Raw genomic sequence first — 19,719 nt, 5'->3', positions numbered from 1 at the left:
CTCAATCTCAGCGCGCTGCATGCCGGTTTTCAATCACGACGGCCAGGCTGGTATCGCCGAATCCCGAAGGTCACCGCCAACGGCGTGAGCTTCTCGAATACGAACGGTGATCGTCATAGTCGCCGAGGGCTGAGGGATTTGCAACGATTGTGGGTTGCGTTGCGCAGCGGTGGTGAAATATGCTGACGGCGTTTTGAGACGAAATGCGGAGGATGCTCGCATGAACCGTTTTTTGGTCGGGGCGTTTACCGCCGCGATGCTGGTTGGCGTAGGCAACCTTCGCAGCTGGGCGTTGGGGGCCGAGAGCACGGGGCTGCCCGCCCAGAATACAATTACAATGAACTTCCAGAACGTGGATATTCCGGTTCTGGCCAAGTTCATCAGCGAGATCACCGGCCGCAACTTCATCATCGACGAATCGGTGCGCGGCAAGGTCACCATCATCTCGCCGAGCAAGGTCACTGCCGAACAGGCCTACTCGATCTTTCAATCGGTTCTCCAGGTAAAAGGCTTCACCACGGTTCAGGCCGGCAAGATCATCAAGATTGTGCCCGCGCGCAACGTGCGCTCCTCCGCGGCGCTCACCGAATCGCAAATTCCCGCCGAGACCAAGGGCGACGAGTACGTCACCCGGATGGTGCGGCTTAAGAATATCGACGCCGCTTCCATCATCGGCGTGATCCAGCCGATGGTCTCGCACGACGGGCTGATCGCCGCGTTTCCCCTGGACAACACCATCATCGTCACCGACGACGCCTACAACGTCGGGCGACTGCTCCAGATAATCGGCAGCCTCGACGTGCGCGGCGAACAGCAGACCATTGTCGTCATTCCGCTCAAGCTGGCGTTTGCCACCGAGCTTGCGCCCGAGATCGATGCGCTGATGACGGCCAAGATGCAAGGCGCCAGCGCAAGCTCCCAGATGCCGCGGCCGCAAATGGGGGTCGCGCCTTCGGCCACCGGCGGCGCGGGGACGGGTTACAAGGTCATTCCCGACGAGCGCACCAATTGCCTTATCGTCATGGCGCCGCCGCTTCAGATGCGCGAGATTCAGGAAATAGTCGCCAAGCTCGACGTTAACCCGCCGCTGACCACCTCGCGAATCCACGTCTATCGGCTCAAGAACGCGCAGGCGCTCGAGATGGTCCAGGTGCTCAACAACCTGCTCAACGGCGGCGGCGGCCCGAGCACCCTGTCGCCCACCACCGGCAAGGGATCGCTCGGCCGCGCGAGCTTCAACTCTAATGGCGGCAGTTCGGGCTTTGGCGGGATGAGCGGCTCCGGTGGCATGGGCGGCTCCGGCGGGATGGGCGGGATGTCCAGTAGCGCCAGCTTCGGTGGTTCCAGCGGCGGCGGCAGCTTCGGCGGCACCAACGGCTCCGGTGGCTTCGGCGGCGGCAGTGGCGGCGGCGGCGGGATGAGCCGCGGCGGCTCGACCGGCGGCAGCAGCGGGTCGGCGTCGGCCAGCTCGGCCGGCAAGAGCATCGATTTCTCTTATCCGGTAAATATCACCGCCGATCCCGCGACCAACGCGATGGTTATCAGCGCGTCGCCGCAGGATTGGCAGACCCTCAGGCAGATTATCGACGACCTCGACACCCCGCGCGTCCAGATTTTCGTGCAGGCCGTCATCGTCGAGGTTTCCGCCGAGCGCCAGCGCCAGATGGGCGTCCAGTTCAACGCCGCCCAGAATGTCGGAAGCTCGGTGGCCATCGGCTCGCTTGATTTCGGACAGCTCCAGAATACGCTCGCCGACCCGCTGTCAATCACCGGCCTGGGCCTCGGCCTCGCGTCGAAAGCCCAGTGTTCGATTTCTGCCGCGGCGCTGTCCGCGGTTAGCGCCGCGACGTCGACCACCACCACCAGCACCACCACGTCCGGCAACCTGAGCATCCCCTGCGATGTCGCGCTCATCATGGCGCTTGAGACCGACACTCACGCCGACGTGCTCTCCGCGCCGACGCTGCTCACCGCCGACAATGAAGAAGCGATGATCGTGATCGGCGAGAACCTGCCCTTCGTCGGCTCGGCCTCCGCCAACTCCGGATTGCCCGGGCAAATCTTCAACTCGGTCGAGCGCCAGAACGTCGGCATCACGCTCGACATCGTGCCGCAGGTCTCCGAGGGCGACTACGTCAAGCTCGACCTGTATGAGGAAGTTTCCAACGTCGTCAACGGCACCGCGAACAACACGCTCGGTCCGACCACGACCATCCGCTCCGCCTCGACCAGCGTCATGATCCAGAACCATCGCACCGCGGTTATCGGCGGCCTGCTCGCCAGCCAGGATACGCTGGATAATCAGGGCGTTCCGTTCATCTCCGACATCCCGGTGCTCGGCAACCTGTTCAGCAACAAGAGCACCGACAAGCAGAAGGACAACCTAATCGTCTTCCTGACCCCTCATATCGTTCGCAACAAGAGCCAGTTGCGCGAACTCGCCCTCGAGGAACGCCAGCAGTTCGTCAACTCGCTCGGCCGCAAGGAAATTCACGGGATGCCCGCCTCGCAGATTCAACAAATCTACAAGCCGAGCTTCTCGATTCCGGTTTCTCCCGCCGACGACCTCAACGCGCCCTACGGTGCTGCTGCGTCTCCTCCGGGTCCCGAAAATCCGGGCGCCGCAATGGAATCCGCGCCCTCCAGTGGCGAAACTCCATTCAATACCACCGAGATCGGTCCGACCTCGATGAACAAGACCACCACCACCGGCTACTCGACTGCGACTTCGGCGGCCATGACCAGCGCCCCGCCCTACTCGCCGGCGTCCGCACGATTCGTTACCACCGGGCCTGCCGCCCCGCTCGATCCCGGCGCCGGCAAAGTCTCCGCAGCACCTGCGGCCGGCGGCGCCGGCTTCGCCGCCTCGTCAAGCGCGCTCGACACATCCAAGGCCAGCGTCGCCGCAGGCATTACCCCATAACGGAGTCTGACCTTCGCGGCGGGCGCGCGATTCTGACTGATCGAATAGAGCTGGAAGGGCAATTTATACCACCCGTGGTGGTTTTAGGACAGCTCCACCACCATGGATAGTTTCGTTCCGTCAAAAATTATTTCAGCCGGAAGCGGGGGGCGGCCGATTTCGGGCGAGCCCGGCGAGTATGGCGCATCCTGACGGTTGTCCATACCGTACGCATAGCACGCCAAATCCGCCGGGGGTCAGGCTGAAATAGGTCATCCCCAAGCCGACCTGAAACGCGGTTACCCGCTCGAAGAGGGGCTTGCGAGGTCGCTGCAATCCAATCGGTGCCAAGCCGCCATTCTCACCTTCGCCCGCTGCGCGGAGCCCTCGTGCTGCTGCGCGACGCCGCGCTGTCGACGAAACAGCGGAAAAGGCAGCCGTGCCCGTGAGACTCGCTGTCTCACGGGCACGTCCTGACTGACTAGTTCAAGTTGCGGTCTTGCAGGGACCCGGCATGCCTCAGGGCAACGGCGACAGGTCGAACTGACAGCCGATGTTGTCAGCTGCTGTGGGCGATCCGGTCGCCGTTTGGGTGCCAGTCACGGTCCCGATATCCGGTATTGCGAGAGTCCCGAAACCGGGTAACGGTCCTACGCCGGTTGGCCCCACACCAGAGTTGAAGTTATACGACACGTTGGTCGGAGCTAACGCGTCATGTGCGGCAATTACCCAAACTGCAACGTTGAGATCGTTGGCCTTGCCCGTCGTGAAACCGGGTGCCGAGATCGTCGCGCTGGTGGCCGTGGCGGTGCAATTCGCCGTGGTGCTTTCGAATGGAGTAGCGCCTATATATTCGAAGTTCTCCATTTGCGCGGCGGCCCGGAACGTATCGCTGAAGTCCCAAGTGTAATTACCTAGTCCACCGACATCGCCGGCCACAGCAAGTTTCCAATATATCTGGACCTGAAGATCGGTTCCGGAAGTCGAAGTGTTCTGGGAGAGCAGGTTCCAGGTGGCAGGCGCCGTGATCACGCCGGTCGACGCGTTCCCGTGAGTCGGCGCCGTCTCAATCGCGATTATCGCGACCAACAGGTCGTTTAGAGCGGTCCCCGGTGGAGTGTTATTGACTATAGAAGCAGCGCCACCGGGATCAGTCGCGTCAGTTGACGGGCTGCCCGGGAGCGGCGTCGGAGTCGCCGTAGGAGTCGCCGTAGCGGTTGCGGTTGCGGTCGCCGTCGCGGTCGCCGTTGCGGTCGGGGTTGCGGTTGCCGTGGCGGTCGCGGTCGCCGTTGCGGTCGGGGTTGCGGTTGCCGTGGCGGTTGCGGTCGCCGTCGCGGTTGGGGTCGCCGTCGCGGTTGCAGTTGGCGTCGCGGTCGCGGTTGCGGTTGCCGTGGCGGTGGCGGTCGCGGTCGGGGTTGCCGTCGCGGTTGCCGTCTTCGTTGCAGTCGCGGTTGCGGTTGCCGTCGCGGTTGCGGTTGCCGTCGCGGTTGCGGTTGCAGTCGCGGTTGCCGTCGCGGTCGGGGTTGCGGTCGCGGTTGCGGTCTTCGTTGCAGTCGCGGTTGCAGTCGCGGTTGCGGTCGCGGTCGCGGTTGCGGTTGCGGTTGCGGTCGCGGTTGGCGACGCGGTTGCAGTCGGGGTCGCGGTCGCGGTCGGGGGCGGAGGGACGCACGCGCATGTACCCTGGGTGCTACCCAACGCAACGATATCGGCGCACGTTTCCGGCAGTCCGTCATGGAGTTCCGCCGCATTCGGAACATCGGCCTGGAACGCATCTTCGGTGACCTGGGTATTCTGTATGTGAGTTGCCCAAGCCACCAGTTCGCTATTGGGGGTCAGTATGAAGCCGCTGCCCGCCGCGGTTGGATCGCAGCAGATGCTGGTGTTGGAGTCGCAACCTGCATATGCGGGCTGCGTATCCCCGAATGGAACTGGAAAGGCATTTGGCAAGGTTGACAGAATACGGATCGAGCCGTCATGGATGAGGCCCGATGTCACCGCGTTCACCGCCACTTGGGTTGAGACGTTCATGGTCAACAGACCATCAGCGGTCACCGGGCATCCGCAGCAGGCCTGCATCGATTGCTCGGTATTGAAGACGTAGATCATCGCGCAAGTTTCGCCCTCTACCGCGGCGGGGGTGGTGGCCGTTGGATCTCCCTCGAGAGGAGCCGTGATATTGAGGTAGGCTTGTCCGCCAGTGGTGTTGGCGTTGCTGAAATAATTCTGCAACTCCGTCCCGAACTCTTCGGGCTCTGCCGCCGCCATCCCTGACCACGCGAACGTCGCGAGGGCCACGGCCAGCAGAATCATCGTGCTTGTGCTCAGGACTCTCTTGCCTAAAAGCGTAAAGGCCCGTACACCCTTCATGGTCGAATTCCCTCTCCTGCCTCGCTGAAAGCCGCGTGACCGTTAGTATCCCACCTAAGCGTAGAGAGACCCGGCATGCCTCAAGGCAACGGCGACAGGTCGAACTGACAGCCGAGGTTGTCAGCTGCTGTGGGCGATCCGGTCGCCGTTTGGATGCCAGTCACGGTCCCGCTGGTCGGCATTGCGAGAGTCCCGAAACCGGGTAACGGTCCTACGCCGGTTGGCCCCACACCAGAGTTGAAGTTATACGACAGGTTGGTCGGAGCTATCGCGTCATGTGCGGCAATTACCCAAACTGCAACGTTGAGATCGTTGGCCTTGCCCGTCGTGAGACTGGGCGCCGAGATCGTCGCGCTGGTGGCGGTGGCTGTGCATTTCGCCGTGCCGCTTTCGAATGGAGTAGCGCCTATATATTCGAAGTTCTCCATTTGCGCGGCGGCCCGGAACGTATCGCTGAAGTTCCAAGTGTAATTACCTAGTCCACCGACATCGCCGGCCACAGCAAGTTTCCAATACATCTGGACCTGGAGATCGGTTCCGGAAGTCGTAGCGTTCTGGGAGAGCAGGTTCCAGGTGGCGGGCGGCGTGATTACGCCGGTCGACGCGTTCCCGTGAGTCGGCGCCGTCTCAATCGCGATTATCGCGACCAACAGGTCGTTTAGAGCGGTCCCCGGTGGAGTGTTATTTACTATAGAAGCAGCGCCACCGGGATCAGACGCGTCAGTTGACGGGCTGCCCGGGAGCGGGGTTGGCGTCGCCGTAGGAGTCGCCGTAGCGGTTGCCGTCGCGGTTGCGGTTGGCGTCGCCGTCGCGGTTGCGGTTGCCGTGGCGGTTGCGGTCGCCGTGGCGGTTGGGGTTGCCGTCTTGGTTGGGGTTGCCGTCGCGCTTGCGGTTGGGGTTGCGGTTGCCGTTGGGGTCGGGGTCGGGCTCGGGGTCGGGAGTGCGCAGTAGCACGTACCCTGGCTGCTACCCAACGCAACGATATCGGCGCACGTTTCCGGCAGTCCGGCATGGAGTTCGGCCGCACTCGGAACATCGGCCTGGAACGCGTCTTCGGTGATCTGGGTAACCTGTATGTGACTTGCCCAAGCCACCAGTTCGTTAACGGGGCTCAGTATGAAGCCGGTGGCCGCCGCGGTTGGATCGCAGCAGACGCTGGTGTTGGAGTCGCAACCTGCATATCCGGGCTGCGTATCCCCGAATGGAGCTGGAACGGCATTTGGCAAGGTCGATATAATACGGATCGAGCCGTCATGGATGAGGCCCGATGTCACCGCATTCACCGCCACTTCGGTTGAGATGTTGAGGGTCAACAGACCATCAGCGGTCACCGGGCATCCGCAGCAGGCCTGCAGAGATTGCTCGGTATTGAAGACGTAGATCATCGCGCAAAGTTCGCCCTCTACCGCGTAGGGGGCTGTGGCCGTTGGATCTCCCTCGATGGGAGCCGTGATATTGAGGTAGGCCTGTCCGCCACTGGTGTTGGCGTTGCTGAAATAATTCTGCAACTCCTCTCCGTACTCTTCGGGCTCTGCCGCCGCCATCCCTGACCACGCGAACGTCGCGATGGCCACGGCCAGCAGAATCATCGTGCTTGTGCTCAGAACTCTCTTAAATAAAAGCGCAAAGGCCGGTACACGCTTCATGGTCGAATTTCCTCCACTGCCTCGCTCAAAGCGGCGTAATCGTTAGTACCCCTCACCGACGTTCTGGCGGCGTTGGCGCAACATATCATAAATACCGATGGCTCTGTCAAGCCAATCGCGTCCACATTTGAAAAATAATCGAACATCCGCAGGGGATTTTCCCTAGTGTCCTGAGTTTGAATGTTCGATGAAAAACAAAGCCTTGCGATTCCTCCATTTCTGCAAAAACTTATGCTGCGAATCTCTAACTCAGGACACCAGGGAACCTCTGCACAAGACAAGCCGGTCGATACCTGTCGGCGCCGCAGGCCGAGGACGCGACCTACGACAGCGAATCGATGCGCCGGTTCGCGCGGGTGGAGCTGGGCGACGACGGGTAGGTTTCAGAGTGCGAATTTGAATATAATCCGGGGCATCCGGAGGAACGAAACTATGGGCGCATTTATCCTCGGTTTGATTGTCGGCGCCGGCGGCGCTCTGGTGCTCTTCATCTACGACGAGGGCGATATATTCTTGAAGCTCTCACGACAGATAAAGCAAACGGCAGAGCGCTACCGGCAATCGCCGTAGCCGCACGGGCCAAGCTGGGTGATGGTTTTCGTTGCGCATAAGAGCGGCGCGCGCATCGGGTCCGTATCAGGGAGGATGTGGACGACGATTGCGGTGCTCGTTTTCGTTTTCGTTGCCGTTGCGATGGGGATCGGGCCGCGGCATTGCCTGGCCGACGACGTGCAAGCACAAGCGCTGGAGCTGAGCGACCATGCGTTCGCGATGCTCGATGCAATAAATGCGGTGTCGGCGTCCACCAAGGCCGGTCCGATCCTGGCTCCGGCCGCCAGCCTGGCCGGCGATGCTCAAACGCTATCGACCGCTCTGGGCGCGCATGACAACGCCGCTGCGAGCATCGCGATGGCGGCAATACTGAGCGATCGCGACAAAATAGAAGCCGCCGCGAAGATTGCCGGAGGACAGTATCCGAAGCAGTGGACGTTCATCAGGGAAAAGATCGCGGCGCTCGAAAAGCAAGTGCCCGCATCGAGGGGATCGGGATCGATCGCGCGGAGCGACGCGCCTGTGTCACATGCTTCGGGCTCGCCGCCGCCGGCCGGGGAAAAGATGCCGGACGCGCCGAAGATTGCGATCGCATCGCGGGTCTTCAAGGCCGGAGCGGTGCGAGTGAAAGGCTACCTGGAAGGCACCGACCTCAAGTCGGCGGGAATTTACGACGGCGACACGAAGAGCAGAGATATCGACGTCGCCAGTGTGCCCGGCGAGCAGCGACTCAACTTCGAGTTCTCGATCGAGCAGCCTTCTCCGACGCAGTCGATTCGCGTGACCGACTCTTACGGGCGCGAAGCACAGGCGATGGTTGCGCCGGACCCGGCGGGAGTCGGCGCGATGCGCGGGAGCGAGGAGCTGATCGAAGTCGATCCGGGTGCGGCGGCCTCGCCGGGCGAGGCGGGTCCATTGGCAGAAAGTCCGCCGGCGGCGGCGGGTCCCGCGGTGCGTAACAACACGGCCGAGATTGCGCGCCCCGGCGATGCGCTCTCGCCGTCGCAGCGTCATATAAACAGCGCCTCGTCGCTGGGGGCATTGACCAACGTGCGGATCAACGTGATCGATACCGGAGCGGTGATGTCCGCGCCGGGGATGGTGGAAGTAGCCGGGCAGATCGCGGGGCGGGGGGTGCGGCGCGCCGGCGTTTACGTCAATGGCCGGCTGGCCAGGCCGATAGCGATAAGCGCCAGCGGCAACAGCGTCTTCGACCTGACTTTTCCGATGCCGGCGGGCAGCACAGCGACGATTCGCGCGTACGGCAACGGCAACGATTTCGTGGAAGTGTCGGTGGATGCGGCAGGTGCAGGCGCGGGGATGACGGAGTATCGCAATTCTGCGATGTACCCGCCGTACGGAGCCTACCCACCGAATATCCCGTGGTACGATAGACTCTTCCACTAGTGTTTTAGTGCGCGACGCGCTCGATGGTTGCGGCGAACTTGCCGCGCGCGGCGGGCTCGCATAGAATGTCCCTTTTAACCATCGTTCTTTATCGAGAGTGTCCACACAATGCTGATTCAAGCGACGCAACTGCGCCCGGGTATGATTGTCGAGTACAACAATGACCTGTACCGGATCATGACGATCACGCACATCACGCCGGGCAACTGGCGCGGGATGGTGCAGACCAAGCTGCGCAACGTGAAGACCGGCTCGCAAACCGAGAACCGTTTCCGCTCGGAAGATCGCGTCGAGCGGGTCATCCTGAGCCAGAACAAGATGCAGTTCCTCTACCAGGACGGCGACGATTTCCATTTCATGAACACCGAGAACTACGAGCAGATCACGATTCCGAAGGAGCTAATCGAGGACGTGGTGGGATTTCTGACGCCGAACCTCGAGGTCGAAGTCGAGTTCTATGAAACGACGCCGCTCAACGTCCGGCTTCCGAAAACGGTCGCGCTCAAGGTGGTGCGGACCGATCCGGGAATGAAGACGGCGGCGGTGAGCAATACGCTCAAACCAGCTACGCTCGAGACCGGAATGACAATCCAGGTGCCGCATTTCGTCGCCGAGGGCGACACGATCACGATCAACACCGAAACCGGCGAGTACCTGTCACGCTCGAAGTAGCGCGCGCGAGCCGAAAGTTGATTAACGCGCGCCAGACGGATCGACGTGCCGGGCGCGATCGCAAGGCCGCGCCGGAGCGCGCGCAGCCGCATCCGATACGGTTCGGGCCGAACCTCTACGTCGCGCATACGCAGCCGGGATTCGAGGGGATCGCGGCTGGGGAAATAGCCGGACGAATCCAGGGTGCCCGCGAGATCGCGCGGCGAGTGGCGCCCGATCGCGCCGGGATGGCGATTTTTTTTGCGCCGGCCGCCGATAAACTGGGCGTGATCCGGACGGCTGAGGACCTGTTCGGGCTGGCCGGTTACCGGGCCGGCGTTGGGCCGGAGAGCGCGGCGCTGGACAAAATTCGCGGCGCGGCGCGCGAAGCGCCGCTGGTCGAGGCCGCGCTGCAGGCGCGGGTCAAGGTCTCGCCGGGGACGCGCGCGGGCCGCAGGCTCAAGTTCCGCGTGATCGCCAGGATGGCGGGTGAGCACGAATTTCGGCGTGTCGATTTTCAACGCGCGGTCGAGCGCGGGATTCTCGAGCGGGGCGATCACACCTGGCGGCTGGAAGAAGAGGACGCGGACGTCGAGTTCTGGGCGACCATGATCGACGCGGAGTTTTTTCTGACGGTGAGGCTCAGCGACGAGCGGATGCGGCATCGCGAATACAAGGCGGCGCATCGCCCGGCGTCGCTGCGCGCGTCGAGTGCGGCGGCGCTGGGATGGCTGTCGGAGCCGTGCGAGGACGACGTCGTGCTCGATCCATTTTGCGGCGCGGGAACGATTCTGATCGAGCGGGCGCATCTGGGGCGCTACGCGATGCTGCTGGGCAGCGATCGCGATCATGCGGCGCTCGCGGCGGCGCGGATCAATGTCGGCGCACGTTACAAGCCAATCCAGCTCGAGAACTGGGACGCGGGTGCAATCCCGCTCGGCGACGCGAGCGTGAATAAAATCGTCACCAACCTGCCGTGGGGACTGCGCTATGGATCGCACGGCGAAAATCGAAAACTCTATCCGCTGTGGATCCGGGAGTTCACGCGCGTGCTCAAGAGCGGCGGCGTGATGGTGATGCTGACGGCGGAGTGGCGACTGATGCGCGAGCTCGAGCACATCCGCAAGATCGCACCGAGCCGGATTATCCGCGTGTCGGTGCTCGGCAGGCCGGCGGCAATTTACGTGTGCCGCAAGGAATAGACGCGCTACCTGGCCGGGGAAAAGAAGGCGAGAACCGCGTTTGAGACCGCGTGGGGCTCGCTGCCGTCGATGGGCACAATATACGCCATCGGCGGCGGCGCAAATCCCAGTGCCTGCTCCGGCGATCCGGTCAATCGCACGCCCGCATAGATAAATGACGATGAATCGGGCGACCAGATGGTGTGCGATACGGCGAGTTGGTCGAAGAAACGGTATGCGGTCGATTCGTCGGGCGTCGCGAGAAAGTTGCCGAGCGCTTTTTCGGCGCCGGTCTTAACGTCGACGACAGACCAAGTGTAGTACGGTTTCTCTTCGGGGACGCCGATGTACGCGAGATGCCGCGAGTCGGGCGCGAAGAAAAATGCGACGACGTCGCTTTTGGTCAACCATTTCGAATTCGCGCTGGCGACGTCGACCAGCTTGATCCCGTGATAGGTGGGATTCTGCGGCATTATCGCCGTCGAGTAGGCCAGATGCGCCGAGTCGGGCGCCCACACGAAGCTGTTCTCGCCGACCGGCAAACTCACGACGGAGCGCGGATGACCGGCGTCGGCGTCGGCCACCACTATGTTCGATTCGGCGTGGTAGTTCGCGATGTAGGCGAGATGCCTGCCGTCAGGCGACCAGGCCGGCGTCTTGAACGGCGTGCGTCCGCTCGAGAGCACCTTGACGATGTTCTGGCTGGTGGGCGTCACGCTCATCAGCGAAACCTGTTCGGTGCGATCCGAGTCCAGGGCGAGCGTATGCAACGCAACCTCGTCGGGCCGCGCGCCCCAATCGAAGTACAAAGGCATCCCGGTGGTGACGATTCTAACCGGCCTCGATTCCTTGACCTCGGCCAACACCAGGCTGAGTCCGCGCGGCTCACCGAGCAGAAATGAAAGATGCTGCGCGTCGGGCAGCCAGGCCAGGTACACGATGCGCTCGGCGCGGCTTGCAAAGATTTGCGTCGGCTGGCTCCGCGCGAGATCGTAAACCCATACCGCGAACGAATTGTCAGCTTGCTTGTGAGTCTCGGACGAATATGCCAGGCGCTTGCCGTCGGGCGAGAACGTCGGCCATCCGTACTCGGTAGTGCTGGCGGGGCCCGCGTCAAGGACAGAGTCGGCGACCGGCACGATCGCGTCGTCGCGCCGGACGTGAATCGCGGCTGCCTTGCACGTGATGCATTTCGGCTCCGAACATTTGGTATCGCAGTAGTAGATGTTGGAATCAGTGCCTACGAAAGTGATCGCACCCGGCGGGGGCGCGCCGTGGGCCATCGTCGCGAGGGCGAATTGAAAAATGACAGCCGCGGCTGCGGGATTCCGCAAGCATGCACGGACGGAGCGCATTACTGATGCCGTCATCGCGTTTAGAATTGCGCCTGGGGAGGCGCCAAGGCAAGAACGATCCTGCGCGGGAACCCGTCTGCAGCCGGGCGCGGCGGCAAGCGATCGCGACGTGTTGACACGATGGCGGGCAATCGCGCAAAGTTGATGACATGCGACGAGTTGCAATTGTTTTCTGCGCCGCGCTTTTTGTTGTGCTGCCCACAATTTCGCACGCGCAGTACAACGACACCGATCAACAGAATCCCAAGGAATATCACGACGAGGATTCGCAGCTGCTCGCGATCTTCGCCGACCTGCTCTATCCCATTGGCTTCGCGGCGGAATGGCTCGTGGCGCGTCCAGTACACTACCTGGTCACCGACAGTCCGGCAGCGCCGGTTTTCCGGCCGGTGGGCGGCAATGACACCACGCCACCGCCGCCGATTCCCATCATTCCGGACAACACGATGGAGGCGGCGACGGTGTCCACGACACCGCAGGATTGGTCTCCAACCAGGTTGCCGGTCACGACGAATGCGACCGTGGTTAAGCAGGCAGCGCCGTCATCCGCGGCGTCTTCGAGCAGTCAGCCGGCGCTTCACTGAATTTTCGCGTCTCGCTGTGAAACATCGTCATTGACGTAATCTTGCGGAGCGTTCAGGGGTTATATCCGTCCTTGCCGGGAGGTAGCGTCACTTAGATGGCGGTTGCACTCAAAGAGAAGGCTCCGACCGATCCCGCCGAATTGAAGAAGCGGCGCGAGGGCGAGCAGGCGAAAGAACGGACGAAGCGCGACAAGGAAAAATCCGAGCTGGGCACATTGTGGAGCCGGCGCGATTTTCTGGGCGTGCTCGGATGGGCGGGGTTCGGTGCATTCTCGCTGATCGGTCTGCTCGCGGCGATTCGCTCGGCGTTTCCGCGCGTGCTCTTTCTGCCGCCATCGAAATTCAAGGCCGGCTTGCCGGACGATTACGTGGTTGGCGAAGTGAGCGAAAAGTACAAGCAGGACTTCCGCACCTGGATCATTCGCACCAAGGCGGGTTTCTACGCGATCTTCGCCAAATGCACCCATCTGGGATGCACGCCGCGATGGTTGAATACCGAGCAGAAGTTCAAATGTCCGTGCCACGGCACGGGCTTCTATATCAGCGGACTCAACTTCGAAGGGCCGGCGCCGCGCCCGATGGATCGATTCAAGATCTACGTTGGCGACGACGGACAGCTGGTGGTCGATAAGTCGGTCGTGTACACGATGGAACCCGACGTCGATCCGAATGAGCAGTATCCCGAGAGCATCTTGAAGCTCGCCTGACAGAGACTTAGAATTGCGAGGCGGCGGACGCAGCTCGGTAAAGAGCCGCGTCCGTTTTTTATTTTTTTATTTTTCCACTGGGAGTAAATTTTTCGCGATGCCAATAATCAAAGCCGGTAACATCAACCTCAACTACGAAACTTACGGCGACGGCGAGCCGTTGCTGCTGATCATGGGATTTGGGATGTCGGGCGCCGCGTGGATTCCGTCGTTGCCGTTCTTCAGCGGTTTCAAGTGCATCTATTTTGACAATCGCGGAACAGGACTCAGCGACAAGCCCGAGGGTATCTACACCGTCGAGGGCATGGCCGATGACGCGAGCAACCTGATCCGGGCGCTCGGAATCGCAAAAGCAAAAGTATTCGGAGTCTCGATGGGCGGGATGATCGCGCAGGAGCTCACGCTCAGGCATCCCGAGCAGGTCGCCAAGGTCGTGCTTGGATGCACGATGGCGGGAGGGCCAACCGCGAAGATGGCGGCGCCGGAGATCCTCGACAGGTTAATGACGGGGAGCAAGATCATGGCGAGCGACCCCGAAAAGGGGTTCGACATCCTGCTGCCAGCGCTTATGCCGGTGGAATTCGCCGCCGAGCATCCCGAGATCAAAGCGATGATGGTCGCGGGCGCGAAGATGATGCCATCCACGCCGGCGGAGACCGCGGACCGCGCGATCGCGGGAATCTTGCAGTTCAACGCGTACGATCGGCTGCCGCAGATCAAGTGCCCGGTGCTGATCGTTCACGGCGACAAGGACGTGCTGGTGCTGCCGGAGAACGCCAAGCTCATCAAGAGCAGAATCCCGCAGGCCGAGTTGTACATGATTGGGGGCGCGGGGCACGCATTTCAGGTGGCAGATCCAGTCGGGATTCACCAGAAAATCGTCGATTGGCTGAGGAACTGAGCTTATTGAAACAGGTTCAGGCTGAATCCCGCAGGGGGCATTGGATAATCCGCACTCAGCGGCCCCTTGCGCCAATTGGGCGGCAACGGGAACGAGTGATCGTGTGTGGGCTCGCAAAGGCAAGACGGGACGCCGATGACAATCGTCAAGCACCCCTTACCGGCGGAAGCGAAAGCAGCCCGGATCTGTGACAGTCGATGATCGATAGTTCGCCACCGCCGCGATGGCGGCGCCGCGATTCCGCAGCGATCGGCGCGCTGTTAATAGCCGCATTGGCCACGCGCTTGTGGCATTTCTGGCTGCCCCCGGTCCTGATCTTCGACGAGAAGGACATCGTCGAACAAGCGCGTAACTATCTTTTAGGGTTGCCCTTCAAGGCTGTTCATCCACCTCTTTCAAGCCTCCTGGTAGCGTCGAGCATGAAAGTTTTGGGAGTTAACGCGGTGGCTTGGCGTTTGCCCAGCGTGCTGTTCGGGACCGCGCTGGTGGGCATAACTTACTTGCTCGGTCGTCGCATCTGCGGATCCCGAATCGCAGCTGGGTTGGCAGCGGGCTTCGTGATCTGTGATGGCCTGTTCATCGTGGACTCGCGGACCGCGCTCTGGGAAATCTTCTATCTCACTTTCGCAGCCTGCGCGTACCTGGCGCTGTTCACCTTCATGCAGAGCCGCAGCAAATCGATTCAGCGCCGAGCGCTCGCCCTGATGGGGGTTGCGCTCGGGCTTGGCCTTGCTTCCAAGCTGCTGATCCCGGCGGTCACTTTTGCGCTGGTGATGGCCTTCGTGTTTGGCGCGCTGCTTAGCGAAAGTTGGTCGTCACCTCGTACACAAACGCCGGCGAAAGCCCAGGGCTCCGTGCTCATACTCGATCTTGCAAGCGCGCTGGCGCTGGTGGGTGGATTGAGCGCGTTAGTCTATTTCGTGGTCTTCATCCCGAACTACTGGTTCGGCTGGTGGCGCGGCGTCGGCGATCAGTTGGCTTACTACCATCAAGAATTTCGTTATCAGATATGGCTCCAAACCAGTGGCCACCCTTATGCTTCCCGGTGGTGGAGCTGGCCGCTCATGCTTCGCTCCATCCTGTATTGGAGAGACGACCGCTTTTTCCCCGACAGTCCCGTGCTCGCGATACGGGCGCTTGGCAACCCCGTGATCTGGTGGGGGGTGCTGGTGTCGGTTCCGCTGGCAGCGCTCAAAGCTATCGCGCGGCGTGACGCAGCAATGGCCTTCGTCGTGGTTGGATACGCGGGATACCTCGCAATGTGGATTCCCATCAGTCGCTACCAGTTTGTCTACTACTATATGCCCTCGCTGTATCTGGGTTTTTTCGCATTGGCCTCGACAGTCGTGGAATGTGCGGGTGGCGAACCAGGCAGCTGGGAGCCGGTCGCGCTCCTCACCCCTGTGATAGCGGCGTTGGTGCTCGGCGCGGGCGCGCCTTACGGTCTGGGGATCGCGGCTGCGCTGGCGGGCGCGTACCTCGGCTTGCGCTATTACAGCCCGCGCCATGCCGGAATGTTCGTCTCCATCGTGTTTGTTACCACCGTCTTCGCCCTGTCTGTTTATTTCTTTCCGCTCTGGACCGGCGCGCCGCTGTCACCGGCCGGCTTCCAGCAGCGCATGTGGCTGCATGGCCCAGGGTTGGCCAATTGGATCTGAACCGGGCGGTTTCTCAGTGAAGCTTAAATCCTCCCTGAAAAGCTCGAGCATTCTGCTGGTGGCGCTGCTGCTTTGCACCGGAGCGGGGACGGCAGACGAAAATCTTCTGCGCAACGGCGAGTTGCGGGAAGGTACGCTCAATAGTCCCGCTTACTGGCGAGCCCAGAGCCTGCGACATGACTCGAAGACGTTTGCCTGGTCCCACCGTCAGGATGCTCCCGGCGAGTTGCAGATCACCGGGGCCAAGGCCGATATGGCCGTCTGGAGTCAGACTGTAGATCTAGCGCCGGGTTGGTACCGTCTCTCCGGCGAGCTGCGTGCGGAGAACATCGATCCCCACGGCGACGTGCTGATCGGAATCTCCGCCGGCGGAGACACCTTGAGCCTGCCGATCAAGGTGACCAGTTCCTCGGATTGGAACAGCGGAGTTTTGTACTTTAAGATCGGGATCCCCCGCGAGCTCCAGATCAGGTGTATGGTGGGCGCATCGCCCGGCACTGTGCGCTTTCGCCGCATTCTCCTGACCAAGGCTTCGGCGCCGCCCCGCGAAGCCGCTCAGATTGATATCGAAGCGATATCAGTACAGGGTGACCAAATTGCGTGGGAGGATCGTCCGCCCCGCGGCAACCCCTGGACGGTGCCGGCCACGATTTTGCTGCTGGCGGCTATTACTCTCTGGGGTTGGTTGGGTTTCAAGCGAAACCAAGCCGGCTGAAGGTCGGCCTGCGGCAGGGTCTGCGATGAGGGGACAAATATGAACGATGAGGCAGCGAAGAGTTCGCCTTGGGACGTGTTCATCCATTTGCTTGCGGTGATCGCTCTATACATCAGTGTCTCTGGCGCGATCACCCTGCTTTTTCAGTTCATCGATCTTGCGCTGCCCGATCCTCTCGACCGCGGAACCGACGTCCTCGACAACATCCGCTATGGCGTGTCGATGGTGATCGTATTTTTCCCGGCGTATTGGTGGGCGTGGCGCGCTATCGAAATCGATCTCGCGTCGAACCCGAAGAAACGGCGATTGTGGGTACGCACCTGCCCCATCTACCTCACGCTCTTTCTCGCTGGATTGCTGGCGCTGGGAGATTTGGTTTGCCTGTTATATTACCTGATGAGCGGCGACCTGACGTCGCGATTTCTGTTGAAAGTTATCGCAGTTCTGGTCGTCGCGGGCGGAGTACTGGTCTTTTACCGCAACGCGCTTGGCCGTGAACCTGGTCCTCTGCCGGCCGCCATGCGTGCATTTGCGTACGCCGCGGCTGCGTTGGCGGGTGCGTTGGTAATAGGAGGATTTATCGCTGCGGGGCCGCCGATGCGTGCTCGCCTCGTTCGCCTGGACCAGCAACGACTACAAGATCTCGACGCTGTGCAAGCGAAAATCGTCCAGTACTGGCAGGCCAAGAGCGAGCTCCCAGCTTCGCTCGATCAGTTGAAAGACGATATCGAGGGATATTCTCCGCAACGGGATCCGGTTAGTGGCGACTCATACGGTTATCAAAGGACCGGGCCAACGTCATTCGAACTCTGTGCGAATTTCGCGCTCAAGGACTCGGATGTAGAACACAACCTGCCGCCATTTCCTATGATGGGTACAAGCACCGCATGGAATCATGAGGCCGGGCACTACTGCTTTCCGCGAACGGTCGACCCCGCGCTACACCCTGCAAGGAAATTCCGATCGTCTTGAGCGAGGCCGGGTCGATTGAGACGGATCGACCGGGCTGGCGTGCGGTCCGCTGAGTGAGCGTTTTCGCCTGCTCTATTTCCCGGTTCCTTTGAGCTGAATGACCCGCGGGTTGTTGCTCATGCAACTCGGACTCGGGTTGCCGCCGTCAGTCTCGTTGTCGCCGCAATCGTGCAGGCGGCGATCGGATTTAATGCTGGTGCTCATATGCCCGGTGCTCTTCGGGCGTCTCGTGCTGAACCCATTCCGGGTGGTGCTGATGAACCCATTCATGGCGGTTACTGATCCACCAGGATCGATCATGCCAGACGTGATATTCGTCGTAATCGCCTACCACCACCGGCCCTCTCGGAGGCCCGTAATAACCAGGTCGGGAATAAAAGCAGGCCTGGAACGTGAGCGTCCCGAACAGCAGCATCGCTACCAGGATCACAAATGATCTACTTTTCATTTTCATATGGTTCCTAGACCTGAATCAGTACACCGTTGTGGATTAAAAAACTCAGCACATTGGCGCCAAGGCGATGTGACTCCTGGTCCGGGTTGTGTTCGCGAAACTCACGAATCTTTTTGGCGTAATGGGCGCGCCATTTTGCGCTGATTATTCGCTCACCATCTGACTTCCGAACCCGAAAGCATCGCCCGATAATCGTATCGGGATCCTCGCCCACGAATTCGCAGAATCGCGCGAGCGCTTGCAGCTTGTCGGGCTCTTCGGCAATCGGGTCGCCGCCCCACTGATCGCTTAGATCGCGCCGCCACGTCCTGACTGACTGGTACCCTTCGATCGTCTGCTCGGTCATCATCTCTATTCCGGAAGATCATTCCTGCGCCACGTCAACTCTTCTGGTATTCCATCGCGCTTCTGCTACTTCGAGAAAATGTGAACCGCCATCGCCGCGGCATCGCGTCCCAGAAAGCCGCCGCCGTTTTCAGTGAGTCCTACGCGCGCGCCATTCACTTGGCGGGCACCGCATCGGCCGCGCAGCTGATCGACGATTTCCACGATCTGTGCGATTCCAGTGGCGCCAATCGGATGGCCCTTCGAGAGCAGCCCCCCGCTGGGATTGACGACGTGGGCTCCGCCGAGATCCATGGCGCCGCTCGCGAGGAACTTGGGACCCTCGCCCCGGGCGCAGAGTCCAAGTTCCTCACATGAGATGAGTTCCGCCGGCGCAGCGGCGTCGTGGACCTCGAGCACGTCGATGTCTGACGGCCCGACGCCGGCGATTTCGTAAGCGCGCTTGGCCACGCGCTCGAGCGCGGTGGGTTCGTCGGCTGCGCGATCGCGCCCCGAAAAGACTACTGAGGCGCGCACCTCGACCGGCGTTGCGATACCCAATCGGCGCGCATGCTTCTCCGACATGAGCACTGCCGCGGCTGCACCGTCTCCGATCGGCGAACACATCAATACGGTCAAGGGCGGCGAGACCTCGCGCGCGGCCAGGACCTGCTCGCGCGTGACGCGATCGTGGAACTGCGCCTTGGGATTCAGGGCGCCAAAGGCGTGACTCTTCACAGCGATATCGGCAAAGGTGTCAGCAGTCGCACCGCTGATCTTCATGTATTCGCGCGTGGAGGCCGCGTAGATATCCATAAAGAACGATTTCTTTTCGCCTCCACCCTCGATTTCCGGTTTTGCGTCGCCGGAGCCCATCCGAGCCTTGAGTTCGCGAAATTGCTCCAGATCCACGGCGGTGCCGATCGCCCTGAAGGTGACACCCTTATCGGGATGGGTCATCTTCTCCGCGCCGACAGCGAGCGTGACGTCGTAGAGTCCCGATTGAATCGCCATCCACGCGAGATGGAATGCGGACGAAGCGGAGGCACACGCGTTTTCCACGTTGAACAGTGGAACACCAAGGATTCCGGTGTTCCGAAGCGCGACTTGTCCACGGATCATTTCCTGGCCGGTGATCAATCCGGCAATCGCATTGGAAAAGAAAACCGCCTCGATATCCTTCGGCGCGATGCCCGCGTCCTTGAGGGCATCGCCCACCGCTTCTTCGGCCAGCGAGCGGACGCCGCGATCTGAATACTTGCCGAAGCGCGTCATCCCGACGCCCGCTACTGTCACACGTTCTCTGTTTGGCATTTTCGATTCTCCTTGTCATGCGCGGGCGA

17 protein-coding genes are annotated in these 19,719 nt (G+C 61.4%); 11 read left to right on the top strand and 6 right to left on the bottom strand.

The features are described from left to right. The first annotated feature begins 220 nt into the window (after positions 1-220). The gene (gene gspD, locus ABR989_RS01765; protein ID WP_428125348.1) at positions 221-2,923 is read left to right on the top strand and encodes a type II secretion system secretin GspD; all 2,703 of its coding nucleotides are present in this window, start codon (positions 221-223) and stop codon (positions 2,921-2,923) included. A 498-nt stretch (positions 2,924-3,421) separates the two neighbouring features. On the opposite strand, the gene ABR989_RS01760 is transcribed toward gspD, so the two are convergent. Both ABR989_RS01760 and ABR989_RS01755 read right to left on the bottom strand, forming a co-directional pair. Further along, positions 3,422-5,212 (bottom strand): hypothetical protein, encoded by a 1,791-nt coding sequence (locus tag ABR989_RS01760; RefSeq protein ID WP_428125346.1) that lies wholly within the window; start codon positions 5,210-5,212, stop codon positions 3,422-3,424. 137 nt (positions 5,213-5,349) lie between these two features. Continuing rightward, positions 5,350-6,858 carry a hypothetical protein gene (locus ABR989_RS01755; RefSeq protein ID WP_428125345.1) on the bottom strand — a complete coding sequence of 503 codons (1,509 nt, stop codon included), beginning with the start codon at positions 6,856-6,858 and terminating at the stop codon, positions 5,350-5,352. Positions 6,859-7,347: 489 nt separating this feature from the next. Here ABR989_RS01755 and ABR989_RS01750 point away from each other — a divergent pair, with 489 nt between their 5' ends. The 4 genes from ABR989_RS01750 to ABR989_RS01735 all read left to right on the top strand — a co-directional run bounded on the left by ABR989_RS01750 (position 7,348) and on the right by ABR989_RS01735 (position 10,727). After that, a complete protein-coding gene (locus ABR989_RS01750) occupies positions 7,348-7,485 on the top strand; it encodes a hypothetical protein (protein ID WP_423947155.1) in 138 nt (45 codons plus the stop codon). Between the two features lie 75 nt (positions 7,486-7,560). After that, positions 7,561-8,874, top strand: coding sequence for a hypothetical protein (locus ABR989_RS01745; RefSeq protein WP_428125343.1), 1,314 nt, complete (start codon positions 7,561-7,563; stop codon positions 8,872-8,874). 108 nt (positions 8,875-8,982) lie between these two features. Continuing rightward, positions 8,983-9,546, top strand: a complete 564-nt coding sequence (efp, locus tag ABR989_RS01740; RefSeq protein WP_428125342.1) for an elongation factor P — start codon at positions 8,983-8,985, stop codon at positions 9,544-9,546. Between the two features lie 17 nt (positions 9,547-9,563). Continuing rightward, the gene (locus ABR989_RS01735) at positions 9,564-10,727 is read left to right on the top strand and encodes a methyltransferase domain-containing protein (RefSeq protein ID WP_428125341.1); all 1,164 of its coding nucleotides are present in this window, start codon (positions 9,564-9,566) and stop codon (positions 10,725-10,727) included. Between the two features lie 5 nt (positions 10,728-10,732). Here ABR989_RS01735 and ABR989_RS01730 read toward each other — a convergent pair whose 3' ends face one another. Further along, positions 10,733-12,076: a TolB family protein gene (locus ABR989_RS01730; RefSeq protein WP_428125339.1), complete on the bottom strand. Its 1,344-nt coding sequence runs from the start codon at positions 12,074-12,076 to the stop codon at positions 10,733-10,735. 134 nt (positions 12,077-12,210) lie between these two features. On the opposite strand from ABR989_RS01730, the gene ABR989_RS01725 reads away from it, so the two are divergent. The 6 genes from ABR989_RS01725 to ABR989_RS01700 all read left to right on the top strand — a co-directional run bounded on the left by ABR989_RS01725 (position 12,211) and on the right by ABR989_RS01700 (position 17,598). After that, positions 12,211-12,645 (top strand): hypothetical protein, encoded by a 435-nt coding sequence (locus ABR989_RS01725; protein WP_428125338.1) that lies wholly within the window; start codon positions 12,211-12,213, stop codon positions 12,643-12,645. Between the two features lie 95 nt (positions 12,646-12,740). Then, complete coding sequence (locus ABR989_RS01720; RefSeq protein WP_428125336.1) at positions 12,741-13,352, top strand: QcrA and Rieske domain-containing protein; 612 nt, start codon at positions 12,741-12,743, stop codon at positions 13,350-13,352. Positions 13,353-13,449: 97 nt separating this feature from the next. Beyond that, positions 13,450-14,253, top strand: coding sequence for an alpha/beta fold hydrolase (locus ABR989_RS01715; RefSeq protein WP_428125335.1), 804 nt, complete (start codon positions 13,450-13,452; stop codon positions 14,251-14,253). Positions 14,254-14,450: 197 nt separating this feature from the next. Further along, complete coding sequence (locus ABR989_RS01710; RefSeq protein WP_428125334.1) at positions 14,451-15,911, top strand: phospholipid carrier-dependent glycosyltransferase; 1,461 nt, start codon at positions 14,451-14,453, stop codon at positions 15,909-15,911. Between the two features lie 16 nt (positions 15,912-15,927). Next, the gene (locus ABR989_RS01705) at positions 15,928-16,626 is read left to right on the top strand and encodes a hypothetical protein (protein ID WP_428125332.1); all 699 of its coding nucleotides are present in this window, start codon (positions 15,928-15,930) and stop codon (positions 16,624-16,626) included. A gap of 39 nt (positions 16,627-16,665) precedes the next feature. Continuing rightward, entirely contained in the window at positions 16,666-17,598 is a 933-nt protein-coding gene (locus tag ABR989_RS01700) for a DUF5671 domain-containing protein (RefSeq protein ID WP_428125331.1), read from the top strand. 72 nt (positions 17,599-17,670) lie between these two features. On the opposite strand, the gene ABR989_RS01695 is transcribed toward ABR989_RS01700, so the two are convergent. From ABR989_RS01695 to ABR989_RS01685, 3 genes are all read right to left on the bottom strand, one after another. Beyond that, positions 17,671-17,802, bottom strand: a complete 132-nt coding sequence (locus tag ABR989_RS01695) for a hypothetical protein (protein WP_428125330.1) — start codon at positions 17,800-17,802, stop codon at positions 17,671-17,673. 257 nt (positions 17,803-18,059) lie between these two features. Beyond that, positions 18,060-18,401, bottom strand: a complete 342-nt coding sequence (locus ABR989_RS01690) for a hypothetical protein (protein ID WP_428125329.1) — start codon at positions 18,399-18,401, stop codon at positions 18,060-18,062. A 62-nt stretch (positions 18,402-18,463) separates the two neighbouring features. Further along, the gene (locus ABR989_RS01685) at positions 18,464-19,690 is read right to left on the bottom strand and encodes a thiolase family protein (RefSeq protein WP_428125328.1); all 1,227 of its coding nucleotides are present in this window, start codon (positions 19,688-19,690) and stop codon (positions 18,464-18,466) included. Positions 19,691-19,719 lie beyond the last annotated feature (29 nt).

The sequence above is a fragment of the Binatus soli (SeqCode) genome (genome assembly GCF_050015535.1).
In the GTDB taxonomy this organism is placed as follows: domain Bacteria; phylum Desulfobacterota; class Binatia; order Binatales; family Binataceae; genus Binatus; species Binatus soli.
The sequence above is the reverse complement of the archived record's forward strand: the minus strand, read 5'-3'. Positions and strand labels throughout refer to the sequence as shown.